The sequence below is a fragment of the Affinirhizobium helianthi genome (assembly GCF_042680945.1).
Classification (GTDB): Bacteria; Pseudomonadota; Alphaproteobacteria; order Rhizobiales; family Rhizobiaceae; genus Neorhizobium; species Neorhizobium helianthi.
In genome coordinates this window covers 135572-153029 of the sequence record NZ_JBHUEQ010000026.1, presented here as the reverse complement: position 1 = coordinate 153029, position 17458 = coordinate 135572, and the positions used below count along the sequence as shown (strand labels likewise).

General features: G+C 58.4%; 20 protein-coding genes. 4 read left to right on the top strand and 16 right to left on the bottom strand.

Annotated elements, in window-relative coordinates; translation table 11 throughout:
* Positions 1-176: 176 nt before the first annotated feature.
* Entirely contained in the window at positions 177-971 is a 795-nt protein-coding gene (locus tag ACFSE1_RS15190) for a response regulator (RefSeq protein ID WP_377403097.1), read from the bottom strand.
* A 134-nt stretch (positions 972-1105) separates the two neighbouring features.
* On the opposite strand from ACFSE1_RS15190, the gene ACFSE1_RS15185 reads away from it, so the two are divergent.
* A complete protein-coding gene (locus tag ACFSE1_RS15185; RefSeq protein ID WP_377403095.1) occupies positions 1106-1321 on the top strand; it encodes a NepR family anti-sigma factor in 216 nt (71 codons plus the stop codon).
* Positions 1318-1884, top strand: coding sequence for an RNA polymerase sigma factor (locus ACFSE1_RS15180; RefSeq protein ID WP_377403093.1), 567 nt, complete (start codon positions 1318-1320; stop codon positions 1882-1884). Before ACFSE1_RS15185 ends, ACFSE1_RS15180 begins: the two co-directional genes overlap by 4 nt.
* Here ACFSE1_RS15180 and ACFSE1_RS15175 read toward each other — a convergent pair.
* Positions 1881-2237 carry a hypothetical protein gene (locus ACFSE1_RS15175; RefSeq protein WP_377403091.1) on the bottom strand — a complete coding sequence of 119 codons (357 nt, stop codon included), beginning with the start codon at positions 2235-2237 and terminating at the stop codon, positions 1881-1883. The two genes, ACFSE1_RS15180 and ACFSE1_RS15175, sit on opposite strands and share 4 nt — an antisense overlap.
* A gap of 129 nt (positions 2238-2366) precedes the next feature.
* Between ACFSE1_RS15175 and ACFSE1_RS15170 the strand changes: the two genes are divergently transcribed.
* Positions 2367-3125: a Crp/Fnr family transcriptional regulator gene (locus tag ACFSE1_RS15170; RefSeq protein WP_377403089.1), complete on the top strand. Its 759-nt coding sequence runs from the start codon at positions 2367-2369 to the stop codon at positions 3123-3125.
* Between the two features lie 57 nt (positions 3126-3182).
* On the opposite strand, the gene ACFSE1_RS15165 is transcribed toward ACFSE1_RS15170, so the two are convergent.
* From ACFSE1_RS15165 to ACFSE1_RS15100, 14 genes are all read right to left on the bottom strand, one after another.
* A complete protein-coding gene (locus tag ACFSE1_RS15165) occupies positions 3183-3695 on the bottom strand; it encodes a Dps family protein (RefSeq protein ID WP_377403087.1) in 513 nt (170 codons plus the stop codon).
* Between the two features lie 39 nt (positions 3696-3734).
* On the bottom strand, positions 3735-4178 hold the full coding sequence (locus tag ACFSE1_RS15160; protein WP_377403085.1) for a hypothetical protein: 444 nt from the start codon (positions 4176-4178) through the stop codon (positions 3735-3737).
* A 1-nt stretch (position 4179) separates the two neighbouring features.
* A complete protein-coding gene (locus ACFSE1_RS15155) occupies positions 4180-4506 on the bottom strand; it encodes an ElaB/YgaM/YqjD family protein (RefSeq protein WP_377403083.1) in 327 nt (108 codons plus the stop codon).
* A 163-nt stretch (positions 4507-4669) separates the two neighbouring features.
* Positions 4670-5485: an ABC transporter permease gene (locus ACFSE1_RS15150; protein WP_377403081.1), complete on the bottom strand. Its 816-nt coding sequence runs from the start codon at positions 5483-5485 to the stop codon at positions 4670-4672.
* Entirely contained in the window at positions 5485-6435 is a 951-nt protein-coding gene (locus ACFSE1_RS15145) for an ABC transporter permease (protein WP_377403079.1), read from the bottom strand. The genes ACFSE1_RS15150 and ACFSE1_RS15145 overlap by 1 nt, the downstream gene beginning before the upstream one ends.
* A 32-nt stretch (positions 6436-6467) precedes the next feature.
* A complete protein-coding gene (locus ACFSE1_RS15140; protein WP_377403077.1) occupies positions 6468-8006 on the bottom strand; it encodes an ABC transporter substrate-binding protein in 1539 nt (512 codons plus the stop codon).
* A 110-nt stretch (positions 8007-8116) separates the two neighbouring features.
* Positions 8117-8869, bottom strand: a complete 753-nt coding sequence (locus ACFSE1_RS15135; RefSeq protein ID WP_377403075.1) for an ABC transporter ATP-binding protein — start codon at positions 8867-8869, stop codon at positions 8117-8119.
* Positions 8866-9699, bottom strand: coding sequence for an ABC transporter ATP-binding protein (locus tag ACFSE1_RS15130; RefSeq protein ID WP_377403073.1), 834 nt, complete (start codon positions 9697-9699; stop codon positions 8866-8868). Before ACFSE1_RS15130 ends, ACFSE1_RS15135 begins: the two co-directional genes overlap by 4 nt.
* A complete protein-coding gene (locus ACFSE1_RS15125; protein WP_377403071.1) occupies positions 9696-10628 on the bottom strand; it encodes an ABC transporter permease in 933 nt (310 codons plus the stop codon). Before ACFSE1_RS15125 ends, ACFSE1_RS15130 begins: the two co-directional genes overlap by 4 nt.
* The gene (locus tag ACFSE1_RS15120) at positions 10625-11692 is read right to left on the bottom strand and encodes an ABC transporter permease (protein ID WP_377403069.1); all 1068 of its coding nucleotides are present in this window, start codon (positions 11690-11692) and stop codon (positions 10625-10627) included. Before ACFSE1_RS15120 ends, ACFSE1_RS15125 begins: the two co-directional genes overlap by 4 nt.
* Positions 11693-11703: 11 nt before the next feature.
* The gene (locus tag ACFSE1_RS15115; protein ID WP_377403067.1) at positions 11704-13347 is read right to left on the bottom strand and encodes an ABC transporter substrate-binding protein; all 1644 of its coding nucleotides are present in this window, start codon (positions 13345-13347) and stop codon (positions 11704-11706) included.
* 50 nt (positions 13348-13397) lie between these two features.
* On the bottom strand, positions 13398-14444 hold the full coding sequence (locus ACFSE1_RS15110; RefSeq protein WP_377403065.1) for a dipeptidase: 1047 nt from the start codon (positions 14442-14444) through the stop codon (positions 13398-13400).
* A gap of 82 nt (positions 14445-14526) precedes the next feature.
* Positions 14527-15201, bottom strand: a complete 675-nt coding sequence (locus ACFSE1_RS15105) for a phosphoribosyltransferase (protein WP_377403063.1) — start codon at positions 15199-15201, stop codon at positions 14527-14529.
* Positions 15202-15213: 12 nt separating this feature from the next.
* Positions 15214-16131: a LysR family transcriptional regulator gene (locus ACFSE1_RS15100; protein WP_377403061.1), complete on the bottom strand. Its 918-nt coding sequence runs from the start codon at positions 16129-16131 to the stop codon at positions 15214-15216.
* 99 nt (positions 16132-16230) lie between these two features.
* Between ACFSE1_RS15100 and ACFSE1_RS15095 the strand changes: the two genes are divergently transcribed.
* Entirely contained in the window at positions 16231-17418 is a 1188-nt protein-coding gene (locus ACFSE1_RS15095; RefSeq protein ID WP_377403059.1) for an acyl-CoA dehydrogenase, read from the top strand.
* Positions 17419-17458: the final 40 nt, after the last annotated feature.

The window sequence follows — 17458 nt, the reverse complement described above, 5'->3', positions numbered from 1 at the left end:
TCAGTCCAATTCCCGCCCATGCGGCTCGCACGGGCGGGTATCGCCAAAAGAAAATCTGGGATGGCCCGCAAGAGGCCAAGAACCGCTTTCCCAAATGGGAACGCGGCGACAAAACGCTAAAGCCGCCGCGAAGGTTCCGCAGGTTAGATTTGCTTGCTGTGCATGGCAAAGCGGGTTCAGGCAGCAGCCTTGACTGCCTCATTGAAAAACAGCGCCTGGCTGATGAGAGCCTTGACCATATCCGGGTTGAACGGCTTGGTCACAAGGAAGGCAGGCTCCGGGCGTTCACCCGTCAACAGGCGTTCCGGGAACGCCGTAATGAAGATGACCGGCACGTTGGATGATTTGAGGATCTCGTTGACCGCATCGATACCGGAGCTGCCATCGGCAAGCTGAATATCGGCCAGAACCATCTTGGGGTTCGAGCTCTGGAACAGAGCAACGGCTTCCTTGTGCGTGCGGGCAATACCGGTGACCCGGTGGCCAAGATCCTGAACCATCTGCTCGATGTCGAGCGCGATCAGCGGCTCGTCTTCGATAATCATGATGTCGGTTGCGACCTGGCGGGAAATTTCGCGCGATGCCTCATCCAGAAGGCGCGTCACTTCATCCACGCTCACATCGAGGATTTCGGCAGCCTCTTCCAGCGTGAAGCCCTCGACGGACAGAAGCAGAAAGGCATGGCGCGCCTGGGACGGCAGCGAAGCCAGATTGGCAACGGCCCGTTGTTCCCACGCGAAAGGCGACTCGATCGGCCGGATCTCGATGGAAGTGGAACCAAAAATTGCGACGAAGAGTTTGTAAAGCGAGACGCGGTCTTTTGACGTCTCCGGAAAAATGGAAACATCGGCAATCAAAGCTTCCAAGACCGCTGCGACATATGCGTCTCCTGAGGTCTGCGAGCCGGTTACAGCGCGGGCGTAACGGCGCAGATAAGGAAGGTGGGACGCAACGCGAGTGGTAAGTGACATTCAGAATCTCCCCTGATGCCCAGCGGGCAATGAACGTGGTATAAACGGGAATGTAGAAAAAAAGTTCCGGCTTGGGGAACTTTTTTTGTGCTCGAGCATTTTCAGGAAACAATACCGCAACAGGCGCCTGCGTGATGAGTGACGACAAACCCAGAAAAAAAGATGAGATGAACACAGCACAATCGAGCAATTTAAGGCCAGGCGCCACGTCACCGAACGCATCGATTTCACGCAAACTGCGGGAATTCTATGACGCTGTTCAGGAAGAAGGCATTCCCGATCGTTTTATGGAACTTTTGGAACGTCTTGAAGAGGCGGAAAAGAAATCCAAATCGGTGAACCCGAAATGACTGTCGAAAAAGATGATGCCGATCGCGCCTTCAAGCGGGACCTTTTGTCCTCTCTTCCGAACCTGCGCGCCTTTGCCGTTTCCCTGACAGGTCGCCACGACAAGGCGGACGATCTGGTGCAGGACACCATCATGAAAGCATGGGCAAACCAGAAGAGCTTTACCGCTGGCACCAATATGCGGGCATGGCTGTTCACGATCCTGCGCAACGAATTTTACAGCCAGATGCGCAAGCGCGGCCGCGAGGTTCAGGATAGTGACGGGCTGTTCAGCGAGCGCTTCTCCGTGCATCCGGAACAGTATGGTCGCCTCGACCTGCAGGATTTCCGCAAGGCGCTGGATACCCTGCCCGACGATCAGCGCGAGGCCATCATTCTGGTCGGTGCCGCTGGCTTCGCCTATGAAGAGGCTGCAAGCATTTGCGGATGTGCCGTGGGAACGATCAAAAGCCGTGTCAGCCGCGCAAGAACCCGCCTACAGGAACTGCTCGGTGTGTCCGGCGAAAGCGATTTCGGCCCCGACCCGGGTGATGCGGCCATCACGGCACGTGCATTCGGCAGCTAATTCCTTGGCCCTTGTGCCAACACGAAGCCAACGGCTTCAACCAGTTTCTCATCATTGAACGGCTTCAAGACAACCGGCACCTCAGGAAACCCTGTAACGCCGTCATGATGCTGGCTGTCAACGGAGGAGAAAACGAATCCAGCGCCTGCGTCAAGCAGGCGCTGGATTCTCCCCCCTAAGGCAGCTGTGATCAACGCGGCATCCACCACCGCGACACTGAATTCACCTGCCTCCAGAAATCCTTCCACATCACGCGGCATGCCGATTTCAACCGGACAGCTGAAGGCTTCCCCCAGAACGTGCTCCGCTTCAAGGGCCACCAGATATTGCGTGTCGATGACCAGCAGCCGCAAGCGCTCATTCCCGATTAAAAGAGGATATGGCGTAGATCATCAGTTGAGCCTGTGGGTCTATTAAAAAAGACACACCAAGTTCTAAAATGTCAGATAATATCATTTCGGTTGGGCAGGGAACGGTTTCAGATGGTTCAAACAAAAATAGCCAGTGCCACGCGCCGGCCCTGCGAACTTTGCCCGCTGCGCGGTCGTTCAGCTTTCAGAGACTTTGCGCCGGAAGAACTTGCTTTCGTTTCCTCTTTCAAACAGGCTGAACTGACGGTCGAGGCAGGGGGTGCCCTCATTGTGGAGGGCGAGCAGCATCCGCAGCTTTATACGGCGCTTGGGGGCTGGGGCTTCCGCTACAAAATTCTGGAGGATGGCCGGCGCCAGATCCTCAACTATATCCTGCCGGGCGACTTGATCGGGCTTCAGGGCAACCTGATGTCGGAAATGCTGCATTCCGTCGAAGCGCTGACGCGCATGACGCTGTGCATATTCGAACGCGAGCGGCTGACGGCCCTGTTTCGCAATCACCCCTCGCTGGCCTATGATCTGACCTGGATCGCATCCCGGGAAGAATCGATGCTGGATGAGCATCTTCTGTCGATTGGCAGGCGAACGGCTCTCGAACGTGCGGCCTATCTTCTCGCCTTCCTCGATCATCGCGCCCACATGACCGGCATTTTTACCGCCGATGTGCCGCATGTCCTGCCCCTGACGCAGCAGCATGTGGCCGATACGCTGGGTCTGTCGCTGGTTCACACGAACAAGACACTGAAACGTCTCTCGGAGATCGGCCTGTTGCGCTGGCTCGATCGTGGCTGTGAAGTTCTGGACCGGGGGCGGCTGCTTGATATTGCCGGGTGGCAACCAGCCCCCGAGGGCCTGCGCCCCTTCATTTGAGGACAAAAAAAAGCGCCGCGGTTTCCCACGGCGCTTCGGAAGCCTTACCGGCAGATCCTATTCCGCAATAATGGCGCGGAGCATCCACAGAGCCTTTTCATGGAAAGTCAGGCGGTCGGTCAGCATGTCCGCAGTCACCACATCGCCGGCTTCATCAGCCTTTTCAGCCGTCTCACGCATCACCTTGACCGCTTTCTCATGGTCGGTGACGAGATCGTTGACCATATCGACAGCGGTGAGCTTGCCCACATCATTTGCTTTGGGAGCAAAATCGGCCGCCTCACCAAGCGTTGCGGGCGCCAGATGGCCGAGGGCACGAATGCGTTCGGCGATGATATCGGCGGCTCCGAAAAGAGCGTTGTAATGCTCCTCCGTCAGTTCATGCAGAGGCTTGAAGAGAGGGCCGACGACATTCCAATGATAGACATGGCTCTTGATGGTGAGGCGATAGGTTGCTGCCAGAATGTCTGACAGGTTCTGCGCCGCTTCCGCCAGGTAGCTCTTCTCAAGTCCGATATTGACGTCTTCGTCATGGGACTTCGACTTCAGCACAGATGATGCATTGGCCATTGGAATTTCCTTTCCGGTTACATCGGGGAACAGGATACCTCAGGCATCCATGTCCGATTGGTCGTTTCCACCCCCAAGAAGTTTAAGGGCCAGAAGCCCCGCCCCGCCCGAAATGACGGCCGCCATCAGCGGCCTGGATTTCATCAGGATCGGCAGGGCAGAAAGCGCTGCGGTCATCATCATGGCCCTGTTTCCCGCCGCTGCTTCGCGCCGCTTTCTCTCATCTGCCCGGTTCTTCACAACCACAACGAGGATCATCACCAGGGCAATGAGAATGGCTCCAGCCGCGACGAGGCCAAGCGCTGCCGCCATGCTCATCATGGTCGAAAGCCAAACGGCCAATGCCGCAATACCAGCACCGTAGGCCGTCAGCAAAAACAGCCCGGCAATGGCATAGATCATGGCGCTACGCTTCGTGCGCTGTGCGAAACCCTTCACATCAGCAGCCAGAAGCGACGCCAGTAAAGGCGCCAGTCCGCCCATATCAGCGACGCGACAACATGGCGAAGAGGAAGCCGATACCGGCCGCGATGGCGACAGACTGGAGCGGCTTGGTGCGGATCTGTCTTTCAAGATCCTTTTCCATGGACTGGAACTGCAACTTTGCCGAATCCAGAGCCTGGGCAGAGGCATCCATCGCCTCATGCGAAGCGCGGCGCGCCTTGTGCTTCAGCGTATCGGCCTTGTTTGTGCCAGCCGCCGCCACCGAACGTGCCAGGGCTGCAATGTCTTCCCGCAGCTGTTGCAGCTGGCGCTCGATATCCGCCTCAGAACCGGTACGCGTGAAATCATTCGGTGAATCCATGGACATCATTGTCTCCTGACTAGTGAACCGCAATCGGAGGCAAACACGATGTGAAAGCGCTTCCCCCTTGCCGAGCGGCAGTCCCGCAAGCTGCCCTCTTCGCGGCGACAACGGCCAAACCGCTCTTTTGTTCCTTAGCAGACCGGGAACAAATCCACCTTGAGCGGAATCAATGGACGCGCGGATCCAGCAAATCCCGCAGCCCATCGCCCAGCATGTTGAAGCCAAGGACGGCAAGCGCGATGGCAAGACCGGGCAATAGCGCAAGCCAAGGGGCCTGCTCCAGATAGGTCTGCGCTTCGAACAGCATTCGCCCCCAGGTGGGCGCGGGCGGTGGCATGCCAAGGCCGAGAAAACTCAGCCCGGCCTCAGTCAGTATCGCGAGGCCAAGCTGCACCGTAATCTGTACGATGATCTGGTGCGCAATATTTGGCAGAACATGCACCCATGTGATGCGGCTGCGGCTGCGCCCCATGCCAATGGCAGCTTTCACATAGTCACGGGTCCATATCTGGCGAGCGGCCCCGAGCGTCATGCGCGCGAATACAGGCACCATGAAAACGGCAATGGCGATAATGGCGGTGAAGCGTCCCGGCCCCAGAAAGGCCCCCAGCAGCATGGCTGACAGAATGGGTGGAACAGCAAAAACGACATCGCAACACCGCATGACCAGCGCCTCGGTCCACCCGCGCACCGCAGCCATCACGACGCCGATGAGGGAACCGAGACCTGCGCCGATAGCAACGGCAAGCACCGCTGTGGAGAGCGAATTCCACGCACCGACCATCAGAAGAGAGGCAAGATCGCGCCCGAAATGATCCGTGCCCAGCAGACCGTGCGAGAACGGCGGTCGAAGCTTTTGCAGGATCAGCATCTTTGTCGGTGGCTGAGGCGTCCAGACCAAGGAGAGAAGGGCGACGAAAATCAGCGCCCCGGTGAGGGCAAGGCCGATCAATAGCGCGGGATGGTAAAACAGCCGCCGCATCAGCGTCCCTCACCCCGAAGACGGGGATCCAGGACGAGATAGAGCATGTCGACGAGAAAGTTCATCAGGATGACGAGGCTTGCAAAGAACAGCACGACAGTTTGCATGACCAGAACATCACGCTGCGACAGTGCCTGATAGGCAAGCCGCCCCAGACCCGGAAGATTGAAGACATTCTCCACCAGCACGGCCCCGGCAATCAGGAAGGTGAACTGAAGCCCGAGAATGGTCACGACCGGCACCAGCGCATTGGGCAGCGCGTGGCACCACAGCGCCCTGCGCTCCGAAAGACCTTTCGACAGGGCGGTGCGGACGTAATCTTCCGACATCACCTCAAGCACGGATGTCCGCGTCACACGCGTCAGCACCCCGGCCTGCGGCAGGGCCAGCGCAATGGCGGGCAGCAGAAGCGCCTTCAGCGCAGCAGATATTCCGGCACTCCAACCGGGGAAACCTCCGGCAGGCACCCAGCCAAGCGTGACGGAAAACAACATCACAAGAAGCAGGCCCACCCAGAAACCCGGCACCGCGATGAAGATTTGCGAGGCAAGGCCCGCGGCAAAATCAATCCCGCTGCCAACGCGTCCAGCCGATATGACGCCTAAGGGAATGGCAATGACCAGCGAGATGCCAATGGCCAACAGCGCCAGAGGCACGGTCACAGTCAGCCTTTCGGCAATCAGACCCGCCACGGGAACGCCATAGGTATAGGAGGTTCCAAGGTCGCCTGTCAGCGCGTTCATCAGCCATTGAACATATCGCAGGGGCAGCGGCTGATCGAGGCCAAGTTGTTTCTGGAGCGCCGCCAGCGTTTCCGGCGTGGCGGATGTCCCCAGCATGACGGAAGCCGGATCGCCCGGCAGAAGCGCCATCACCGCAAAGAGCAGAGCTGATACGATCAGAAGCGTGAGAATGAGACCGGCAAACCGGCGAGCAATAAGCACGATCATGTCAGCTGCTTTCAACGCAGGACGTGTTCACGTCAATCCGTCCACTCCACGCCACGCAGAACATTGGAGGGTATCGGCTCGTTTTCCCACAGCCCCTTCAGCTTCCTGTTCCACACACCAAGCTTCGGCATGACGAACAGGTAGAGGGCTGGCACATCCTGCGCCAGAATTTGCTGCGCCTCGCCATAAAGCCTTGCCTGGCTTGCCTCATCGGTCGTGGCATCCACCTGTTTCAGAACCTCGTTGAAGGCAGGGTTCCGATAGTTGAAATAGTAGGGATCTCGCGAATAGATATCGATATCCATCGGCTCCGCATGGGCAACGATCGTCATATCGTAATTTCCTGCCTTGAACACATCGGCCACCCACTTGGCGGGAAACTCTGTGGTTTCAATGGTCAGCGTGACGCCAACCTCCGCAAACATGGCCTGCAGCATCTGTGCGCTACGCTGGGCATAGGCCATTTGCGGCACCTTGATCGAGAATGACAGGCCGCTACCATAGCCCGCTTCGGCCAGCAGCGCCTTCGCCTTTTCCGGATCGTATGGATATGTGCCCGTCAGGTCGATGTAGCCTCTGTCATTGGGTGTGTAATGGCTGCCGATTGGCGTGCCATAACCCGACCACGCCCCCTCGATCAGGGTCTTGCGATCCACCGCCATCATCAATGCCTGGCGAACTCGCTTGTCGTTGAAGGGCTTGCGCGCATTGTTCATGCCCGCAACAACCTTCAATTCCGTATTGCCGATCACGGTAACGAGGTTCGGATCGCCCTTGAAACTATCCATCAATTCCGGTGCTGCAAATTCCGGGAAAGCATCCACATCGCCGGATTTCAGCGCTGCGGCCTGTGCCTGCGGATCGTTGATGAAGCGGAATGTCACCTTTTCCAATCTCGCCGCAGCCTCGCGGTTCCAGTAGTTCGGGTTTCGCTCCAGCTGAACCTGAGAGCCCTTGCTCCAACTGACGAATTTGAACGGTCCTGTGCCAACCGGCGTGATCTTGTTGTTCTCCGCCGTCTTTGGTGACACCATGACGGATGAGGGCCAGCCCAGCCAGTAAAGGAAATTGCCGGTCGGGCTCTTCAGCTTGACGACCAGCGTGGAGGCATCCGGTGCCTCGATCGCATCCACAGATGAGAAATAGCGCTTCTGCGGATTGACGGAATCGGCTGCACGCGCCCGCTCTATGGTGAATTTAGCTACGGAACTGTCGAATGACGAACCGTCGTGGAAGGTCACGCCCTGACGCAACTTGAACGTATAGGTCAGCCCATCCGGCGAAATCGTCCAGCTTTCGGCCAATTGCGGCTGCACCTTGCCTTGCGCATCAATGGTCGTCAGGCCTTCGAAAATATTCTGCCATGTCACCTGTCCGATTGCGACGGGGGCGCCAACAGTTGGGTCCAGTCCAGCCGGTTCGATGGTCATGCCAAGTATCAACGTGGTTTTGCCCGCCGCCTGCACCGGAACCGGTCCCATGAAAACCGCACCCGCCGCAAGCGCGGCAGCTATCAGCGTGCGGCGCGTGACGTGAAGCCGTGCAGAATGATAGGAAGACAGAAGCGACATGCTTGATAGTCCCTTGTGCAGCGTTCGTGTGCGGCGTTCCTCCACAGCGGGAGTGGAATGCCATTTATGCGAGATTGCCGGGCGTTGCACGCAAAAGAGCGAAGGCTCATTCAGTTTCGGCGAAATCCTTCGCTGGCGACGAGCAATTGCCGCGTATAATCCGCGGAAAACTCCCGGTTTTCCAGAGCTTCCACGGCAACTGTCTCGACAACCTCACCCTTGCGCATTACGGCCAGCCGCTCGCACATATGGCTGATGACGCCCAGATCGTGGCTGACCATCACGAAGGTCAGGCGGCGATCCTTCCGCGCCTGCTCCAGAAGGTTGAGGATTTCCGCCTGAATGGAGGCATCAAGCGCCGATGTCGGCTCATCCAGCAGCAGAATTTTCGGCTGCAAAATCAGGGCCCGCGCTATGGCAATGCGCTGACGCTGGCCACCGGACAGCTGGTGCGAATAGCGAAACCGGAAACCGGAGCCGAGACCCACCTCATCCAGAGCACGGGCAATGCGGGCATCCACATCGCTAAACCCGTGAATCGCAAGAGGCTCCAGCAGAAGGCGATCCACCGTCTGGCGCGGATGCAGCGAACCATAGGGGTCCTGAAACACCATCTGCACGGTGCGATAGAACTCCTTGTCCCTCTTTGTGCCCGAATAGCTCCGGCCAGCAACCGTGAGGCTGCCGGATTCAAAGGCATTCAAACCGGCCACCGCGCGAAGAAGCGTCGATTTGCCGGAACCGGATTCGCCGACAATGCCGAAGGATTCACCCTCATTCACATCGAGCGTGACCCGGTTCAGCGCGAGAAAATCATCGAATGCCACGACCATGTCGCGGACGGAAAGTGCGGTGCCTGTCATTGCGCCCACTCCGCCTTTCGCTCCAGTACCGGCAGCGGGTGACGATGGGTTCCGATGGTCGGCAAGCAATTCAAAAGTCCCTGTGTGTAAGGATGTTGAGCTGCGTGAAGATTGGCGGAGGGCAGTTCCTCCACCACCCTGCCCGCATACATGACGAGAACGCGATCGCAAAAAGACGAAACGAGCCTTAAATCATGGCTTACGAAGATCAGGCCCATGCCGCGCTCACGCACCAGCTTGTCCAGAATATCCAAAACTTCCAGCTGCACCGTCACATCGAGTGCGGATGTCGGCTCGTCGGCAATCAACAGTTCCGGGCCGCAAACCAGCATCATGGCAATCATGATGCGCTGGCCCATGCCGCCGGAAACCTCATGCGGATAAAGGCCGAACACACGTTCCGGGTCGCGGATCTGCACGGCTTCCAGCATGGCAAGCGCCCGCTCTCGCGCCTGCGCGGTCGATACACGCTCATGCGTTTTCAGCGTTTCCATGATCTGCCGACCAATCGGCATCACGGGATTGAGCGAATATTTCGGGTCTTGCAGGATCATAGCCATGCGCTTGCCGCGCATATCCCGCCGTTCCCGCTTGGATGCGGTCAGCAGGTTTGTGCCATCGAAATCCAGCCTGTCGGCTGTGATGCGCGCCTGTGCCGGGGTGAGCCCCATGATGGCGCGTCCCGTCTGAGACTTGCCCGAGCCGGATTCCCCCACAATGCCGAGCCGTTCTCGCCCCAGGGTGAAGGAGACGCCGCGCACGGCATTCACCTCTCCGGTGCGCGTCGGAAAGGTCACACGCAGGTTTTCAACCGTCAGAAGCGGGCTCATTGTCCGGCCTCCTTCGGGTCCAGTGCATCGCGAAGACCATCGCCCAACAGGTTGAAGCCAAGGCTGACGATGAGAATGGCAAAACCCGGCATGGCCGCCACCCACCACTGGTCGAGAATGAAACGGCGGCCGGAGGCAATCATTGCCCCCCATTCCGGCAGCGGCGGCTGTGCGCCAAGACCAAGGAAACCGAGACCGGCGGCGGTGAGAATGATGCCCGCCATATCGAGCGTCACACGCACGATCAGCGACGATGTGCAAAGCGGCATGACATGTCGCAACACGATGCGGAAGGGCGAGGCGCCCATCAGCCTGACTGCCGAGATAAATTCCGAATGACGGAAGGTCAGCGTTTCGGCACGGGCAATACGCGCGTAAGGCGGCCAGGAGGTGACGGCAATGGCAAGAATCGCATTCTCGATGCCAGGACCGAGGGCCGCGACAAGCGCCAGAGCCAGGACCAGTTTCGGGAAGGCGAGAAAGATATCGGTGATGCGCATCAGAACCGCATCCACCCAGCCGCCAGCATAGCCGGCCACAGTGCCGACCAGCAGGCCGACGGGGGCAGCGATGACGGCAACCAGAACCACCACCATCAGTGTCAGGCGCGAACCATGGATCAGGCGCGAGAGAATATCGCGGCCCTGATCGTCCGTTCCCAGCAGATACCCCTCGCTTCCCGGCGGCAAAAGACGGGCATTGCGCAAATCGCCGATGACCGGATTATGCGGAGAAATGATATCGGCGAGTGCGGCAACGGCAATCAGCGAAAGAATGATGAGAAGGCCGAGCAGCGCCAGACGGTTTTCCGAAAAGCGCCGCCAGATGATGTAGGCGCGGCCAAGCTGTGCCTGCCTTCGGCTTGTGGGCCGGTCGGACAAAAGCCATTCGCGGCTGTAGGGTTTCAAGGTGGGCTCAAGCATGGTCATCGGCTGCGCGTCCTTGGATCGAGCGTCCGGTAGAGCAGATCGGACAGCAGATTGATGGTGACGAACACCGCGCCCACAACAATCGTGCCGCCCAGCACGGCATTGATATCCGCATTCTGCAGCGAATTGGTGATGTAGAGGCCAAGGCCCGGCCAGGAGAAGATCGTTTCCGTCAGGACCGACCCTTCGAGAAGGCCCGCATAGGAGAGCGCAATCACCGTGATCAGTGGCACCGCCGCGTTGCGAAGTGCGTGAAACCAGATGATCCGCGCCTCGGAGAGCCCCTTGGCACGCGCTGCCACCACATATTCCTGCGCCAGTTCATTCAGCATGAAGCTGCGCGTCATGCGGCTGATATAGGCCAGCGAGAAGTAGCCGAGTAGCGCGGCGGGAAGAATGATGTGGCGCATGAGATCCCTGAAGATATCCCACTCGCCTTGCATAACGGCATCCAGGAGGAAGAAGCCTGTCGTCGAGGTGAAGGTATATTCATAGGCAATGTCGATGCGGCCTGGATAAGCGACCCAGTTCAGCTTCGCATAAAACAGAAGGAGCGCCAGAAGCGCCAACCAGAAGACCGGCACGGAATAGCCAATAAGACCCACCACGCGCACGATCTGATCGATAATGCTGCCGCGCTTCACCGCAGCCAGCACACCCAAAGGCACACCGAAAAAGGCACCGATCAGCGTTCCAACCGTTGCCAGTTCCATGGTGGCTGGAAAGACGCGCTTGATATCTTCCATCACCGGATTGGTGGTGAGCACCGAGGTGCCGAAATCGCCGGTCAGTACCTGCTTGATATAGATGAAAAACTGCTGCCAGAGCGGCAGATTCAGCCCAAGCTCCTCGCGCACACGTTCCACCACATGGGCAGGGGCACGATCGCCGACAATCGCCAGCGCCGGGTCGATGGGGATGACCCGACCGATGAAAAAGGTGACAGCCAGAAGGCCGAGGAACGTGGTCAGAACCGTTACCGCAAAACGCAGAACGGCCCCGACCGCACGGGTGTTGCGACGCCGCCTCAGCCGCGTCGCCCCGCTTGTTTCAGGAAGCGTCAAGGAACTGGTCCCTATTCCTTGGACACCGTATAGACGAAGTTGGTGTCAAAGCTCGGACCGAGCTTGAAACCCTTCAGCTTCTTGGAATGGCCAGCCACTTCCACCTGCTGGAAGATGATGAGGAAGGGGCTCTTGGCCAGCACTTCCTTCTGCAGGTTGCGGTAGATTTCGGCGCGCTTTTCGGTGTCCTTTTCAAGCAGTGCTGCCTGCGTCTGCTTGGTCAGCTCCGGCACATCCCAGGCATTGCGCCAGGCCAGCGTCTTGTTCTTGCCTTCGTCGGAATTATCCGGGTTGAAAGTGAAGGTTTCAGCATTGGAATTCGGATCGAAATAATCCGAACCCCACTGGCCGATATACATATCGTGCTGACGTGCGCGATACTTGGTCAGCGTCTGCTTGCCATCCCCGGGAATGATTTCAAGCTTGATGCCAGCCTGCGCCAACGTCTGCTGGAAAGCTTCGGCAATGCCGGTCACCGGCTGCGTGTTGCGCACATCCATGGTGACGGTGAAGCCATCCTTCAGGCCAGCCTTCGCCAGCAGTTCCTTGGCCTTGGCAACATCGAGCTTGTAAGGCGTATCGGACAGCGCACCCAACTGGCCTTCCGGCAGGAAGGTCTGGTGAACCTTGCCAATGCCATTGATGATCGTCGCACCGATCGCGTCATAATCCATCAGGTATTTGAAGGCTTCCGCCACTTCCGGCTTGGCCAGATTGGCGTTTTTCTGGTTTAGGCTGATATAATAGACCGTGCCCTTGGGTGCGGAAACCGTGCCGAGGTTCTCCTTGGAGGCAATCGCCTTCAAATCGTTCGGCTCAAGGTTGCGCGCAACGTCAATATCCCCATTTTCCAAGGCAAGACGCTGCGAAGCGCTTTCCTTCATGTAGCGGTAGATGACGCGCTTCAGCTTCGGCTTTTCGCCTTGGAAATTCGGGTTGGCTTCCAGAACGACAGCTTCGTTTGCCTTCCAGGTCAGCACCTTGAAGGGACCGGAACCGGCATAACCTGTCTTGAGGAACTCATTGCCGAAATCGGTGTCATACTTGTAGTCATCCGTCGGCTTCATCGGCTTGGCCTTCGCCATCACCACTTTTTTGTCGACCACGGAAGCAACCGTTGCCGTCAGCACGTTCAGCACGAAGCTTGGCGCGTAAGGCTTGTCGACTGTCAGCGTAAAGGTTCCGGCATCCACTGCCTTTGCCTTCTCCGTCACATTGTCGCCCTTCAGGCCGAACTGGGTCAGCAGGAAGGCAGGCGACTTGTCCAGCTTGACGGCGCGCTCGAATGAAAAAGCCACATCTTCCGCCGTAATGGGATTGCCGGACGCAAACTTCAAATTCGGCTTCAGCTTGAACGTATAGGTCATCCCGTCTTCGGAGATTGTCCAGCTTTCCGCCAGCTGGCCAATCACCTTGGAGGTATCGCTTGGATCAAGCGTCACCAGCTTTTCATAAGTGTTAGCCGTGATTTCCGCTGTGGTCAGCTCGAAAGCCTCGCCGGGATCCAGCGTGATGATGTCGTCGATCGCAAAACCCTCGACCAGGGTATCAGCAGGCGTGGCGGCAAAGGCATTCGGTGCGGAAAGCATCATCAGGGAGAGCGCCGCACTGGCACCCAAAACTCGGAGGCTGCGATTGAAAGCGTTCATGGTCATTGTTCCCCTTGTCTTTTTAGACAGTGTTTTTTGGACCGATCTGAAAGTGCTTAGCGCCACGTTTGACTGAAGATTCTCAACCAGTTAGTGCGGCATAGCTTTATTAGATCTTCCTGACCGTAGCCCGCGTTTTTCAGGGCCGCAACCAATTTCTGATTGCCCGCCGCATCATGAATTTCCTCCGGCACGGTTGCGCCGTCGAAGTCGGATCCGAGTGCCACGCAATCTATGCCCATGCGCTCGACCATGTAATCGATGTGGCGCACCATCAGATCCAGAGGTGTGCGGGCATCGTCGCGCGCATCGGGCCGCAGCATGGTCACGGCATAGTTCAGGCCGACAAGCCCCTTGGTCTCGCGGATCGCATCCATCTGCTTGTCGGTAAGGTTGCGCGCTACAGCCGTCAGGGCGTGAACGTTGGAATGGCTGGCAACCAGTGGATTGGTGGAGGTTTTGGCCACATCCCAGAAACCCTTTTCCGTGATGTGAGCAAGATCGATTACAATTCCCAGGCGATCACAGGCGCGAACCAGATCGAAACCAACATTGGTGAGACCGGGCGCCGTATCCGGCGACATGGGATAGGCGAAGGGTACGCCATAGCCGAAAATATTGTGACGGCTCCAGACCGGCCCGAGCGAGCGCAGGCCCGCCGCGTGGAAGACATCGAGAGCGGCAAGATCGTGGCCAATCGCTTCGCAGCCTTCCATATGCAGGACACAGGCGAAAATACCATCGCGCATGGCCGCTTCGATTTCCGGCACGGTTCGGCAGATTGCCCAAGCTTTGGCGCGATCGAGCTTCAGCGCAATCGAAAACTTCTCCAGCGCTATATCGAGGGAGGGCGTCCGTTCCAGGGGCGCAGCCAGCGGCGTCACGTAATGGCCGTTCAGATCCGGTTCCTGCAGGATCAGATCGCCCGATGGAATGTAGATGGCGCACAGGCCGCCAGCCAATCCGCCCGCGCGGGCGCGTGGTCCATCTATGTGGCCTTCGCATGTTCCCTCGGCAAATTCCCGGACGGGATCACCGCCGTTACGCATGGTCCGCCACAGCCGCAGCAGAACGTCGTTGTGGCCGTCGAAAACTAATTCCATGAGGATTTTCCGATTGTTGGAACGCGAAAGATGCCGTGATCCTAATGCGACAGGCACGAACCGCAAGGCAAAAAGTGCCGCATCAAAGCCAAGCGTCAGTTCCTGACCGAGCAAGCCTCGGCGTTTCGAAAACACCGCGCACGCGCCCGATCCACTTTGGGTCCAGTGCGCCAAGCGCCTCTTCCCAACGCCGTGTTTGCAGCATGGCAGCCCCGATGGCGACAGGCTCCACGCCAATCTTGCCAAGCAGTGAGAGGCCGGCAACTATGGAGGTGCCGCTGGACAGCACGTCATCCACCAGTGCCACGCGCCGTCCTTCCAGAAGCGGCAGCATGCGGGGATCGACATAAAGCCGCTTTGCCTGTTCCGGCGTCGTGATGGAGGAAATGGGAACCGAAAGCTCATCCCGGTACCAGAATTTGCGGGAATTGCCGCAGGGCACATAACGGGAATGGCCGAGCTTGCGCGCCACCTCTGATGCGAGCGTCAACCCCAGCGTCGGCAGGCCGAGAACAATCTCGACGCCTTCTGCCGCCAGCTGCTTCGCCAGATCGTCGGCCAGCGCATCCAGCACCACAAACGAGGCCTGATTGATGATAAGAGAGGCCAGCGCATGAACCCCATCGCTTAACGGGCGAATGGGAAGACGCAATTGCCTGCCATCCCTCAATCGTGCTGGATAAAAGCCATCATAGGGTCCAGCCTCGGCAAATGTGCCGGGGGCGTGAAGCTCTTGCCAGAAATCATGAGGCTGCATTGTCTATCCCGGTTATGCGTAGAAAGGTTCGTTGCGCCAGCGGCCAACCTCTTCAATCAGCCAGTTGCGAAAGAGTGCGACGGGGCGGAAATCCATCTTGGTGATGGGCGCGGCAAGATAATAGGAGCTTGGACTGCGCACCTGCTGCGGATAGGCCTGCACCAGCGTCCCAGCGGATAGTTCCGCCTCGATCAGAAACAGCGGCATGAGCGCGACACCGAGACCGGCGCTGCAGGCCTGCGCCACACTGGAAAACTGCTCGAAGCGCATGCCGGGCGACGGGATGGCCGTCACGCCCAGGGTCTCGAACAGATGCGTCCAGGCACCGGGACGCGATGCCATGTGCAGGAGCGATACCGTTGCCAGATCGTCTGCGGTCCTGATCGGATGCTCCGCCAGAAATTCCGGGCTGCAGACCGGGGCGACCATTTCATCCATCAAAAAAGTGCATTCAGCGCCCGGCCAGTTTGGCTGTCCGATATGAATGGCCACATCCAGCCCGTCCTGCTCGAAATCGAAGATGCCGATTCTCGTTGCGAAGTTCAGCGTGATTTCCGGGTGCGCGGCAACAAAGCGTGGAATGCGCGGCAAAAGCCAGCGGGTGCCGAAGGTTGGCAACATTGCCAGATTCAACGTGTCGCCATGCCGTTTGGTCATGGCCTGCAGCGAGGCAGTGCGGATCTGCGAGAGTGCGGCACCAATGGCTTTTGCATAGGCCCGACCGGATTCGGTCAAGGCAACACCCCGGCTGCTGCGCTCAAACAAGAGAATGCCAAGCTGCTCTTCCAGACCGGAAATCTGGCGGCTGATAGCCCCTTGGGTGAGCGCAAGCTCCTCGGCTGCGGCAGAAAAGCTGCCAAGCCTTGCAACGGATTCAAACGCCGCCAGAGCGCTGGTTGAGGGAAGAAGCCTTCGGCTGAGATTGCTCATGCCCCATTCCTATATCTCATATCAGCGTGAGTAAACTGCGCTTTACCGCCCCATGCCCATCCCCCATAGTGCCGCCAACAGTTTTTGGAGATTTTCGACATGAGCGACCGCGCGGCTTTCAATTGGGCAGACCCCTTCCTGCTGGACGACCAGCTGACGGATGACGAACGGATGATCCGCGATGCGGCAGCCGCCTTCGGCAAGGCCGAGCTTCTCCCCCGCATCCAGGAAGCCTATCTCAGTGAAACCACCGAGCCGGAACTCTTCCGCCTGATGGGCCAGACCGGCCTTCTGGGCGTCACTTTGCCGGAAGAATACGGTGCGGCGAACGCCTCCTATGTCGCCTACGGTCTTGTTGCACGCGAAGTGGAGCGCATTGATTCCGGCTACCGTTCCATGATGAGCGTGCAATCCTCGCTCGTCATCTACCCGATCTATGCCTATGGCTCGGACGAACAAAGGAAGAAGTACCTGCCGGGTCTCGTCTCCGGCGAGTTGATCGGCTGCTTCGGCCTGACCGAGCCCGACGCCGGTTCCGATCCGGGTGGCATGAAGACCCGCGCTGAAAAGATCGAGGGCGGCTATCGCCTGCGTGGCTCGAAAATGTGGATCTCCAACGCCCCCATCGCCGATGTCTTCGTCGTCTGGGCCAAGTCCGAAGCGCATAACAATGAAATCCGTGGCTTCGTACTCGAAAAGGGAATGAAGGGCCTCAGCGCTCCAAAGATCGGTGGCAAGTTGTCGCTACGCGCATCCATCACCGGCGAAATCGTCATGGATGGTGTGGAAGTCTCCGAAGACGCGCTGCTTCCCAACGTCTCCGGCTTGAAAGGCCCCTTCGGCTGCCTCAACCGCGCCCGCTACGGCATTTCCTGGGGCGTCATGGGCGCTGCGGAAGATTGCTGGTTCCGCGCCCGTCAATACGGCCTGGACCGCAAGCAGTTCGGCAAGCCGCTCGCAGGCACGCAGTTGTACCAGAAGAAACTTGCCGACATGCAGACCGAAATCGCGCTTGGTCTTCAGGGATCGCTTCGCGTTGGCCGCCTGATGGACGAGCACAAGATGGCGCCGGAAATGATCTCCATCGTCAAGCGCAACAATTGCGGCAAGGCGTTGGACATCGCCCGCCAGGCGCGCGACATGCACGGCGGCAATGGCATCCAGATCGAATATCACGTCATGCGCCACGCCCAGAACCTGGAAACGGTCAATACCTATGAGGGCACGCATGACGTTCATGCGCTGATCCTCGGCCGTGCGCAGACCGGCATTCAGGCATTCTTCTGATTTCAGACAGGTGATTTCAGGCAGCGCCCTCTGCGGCGAC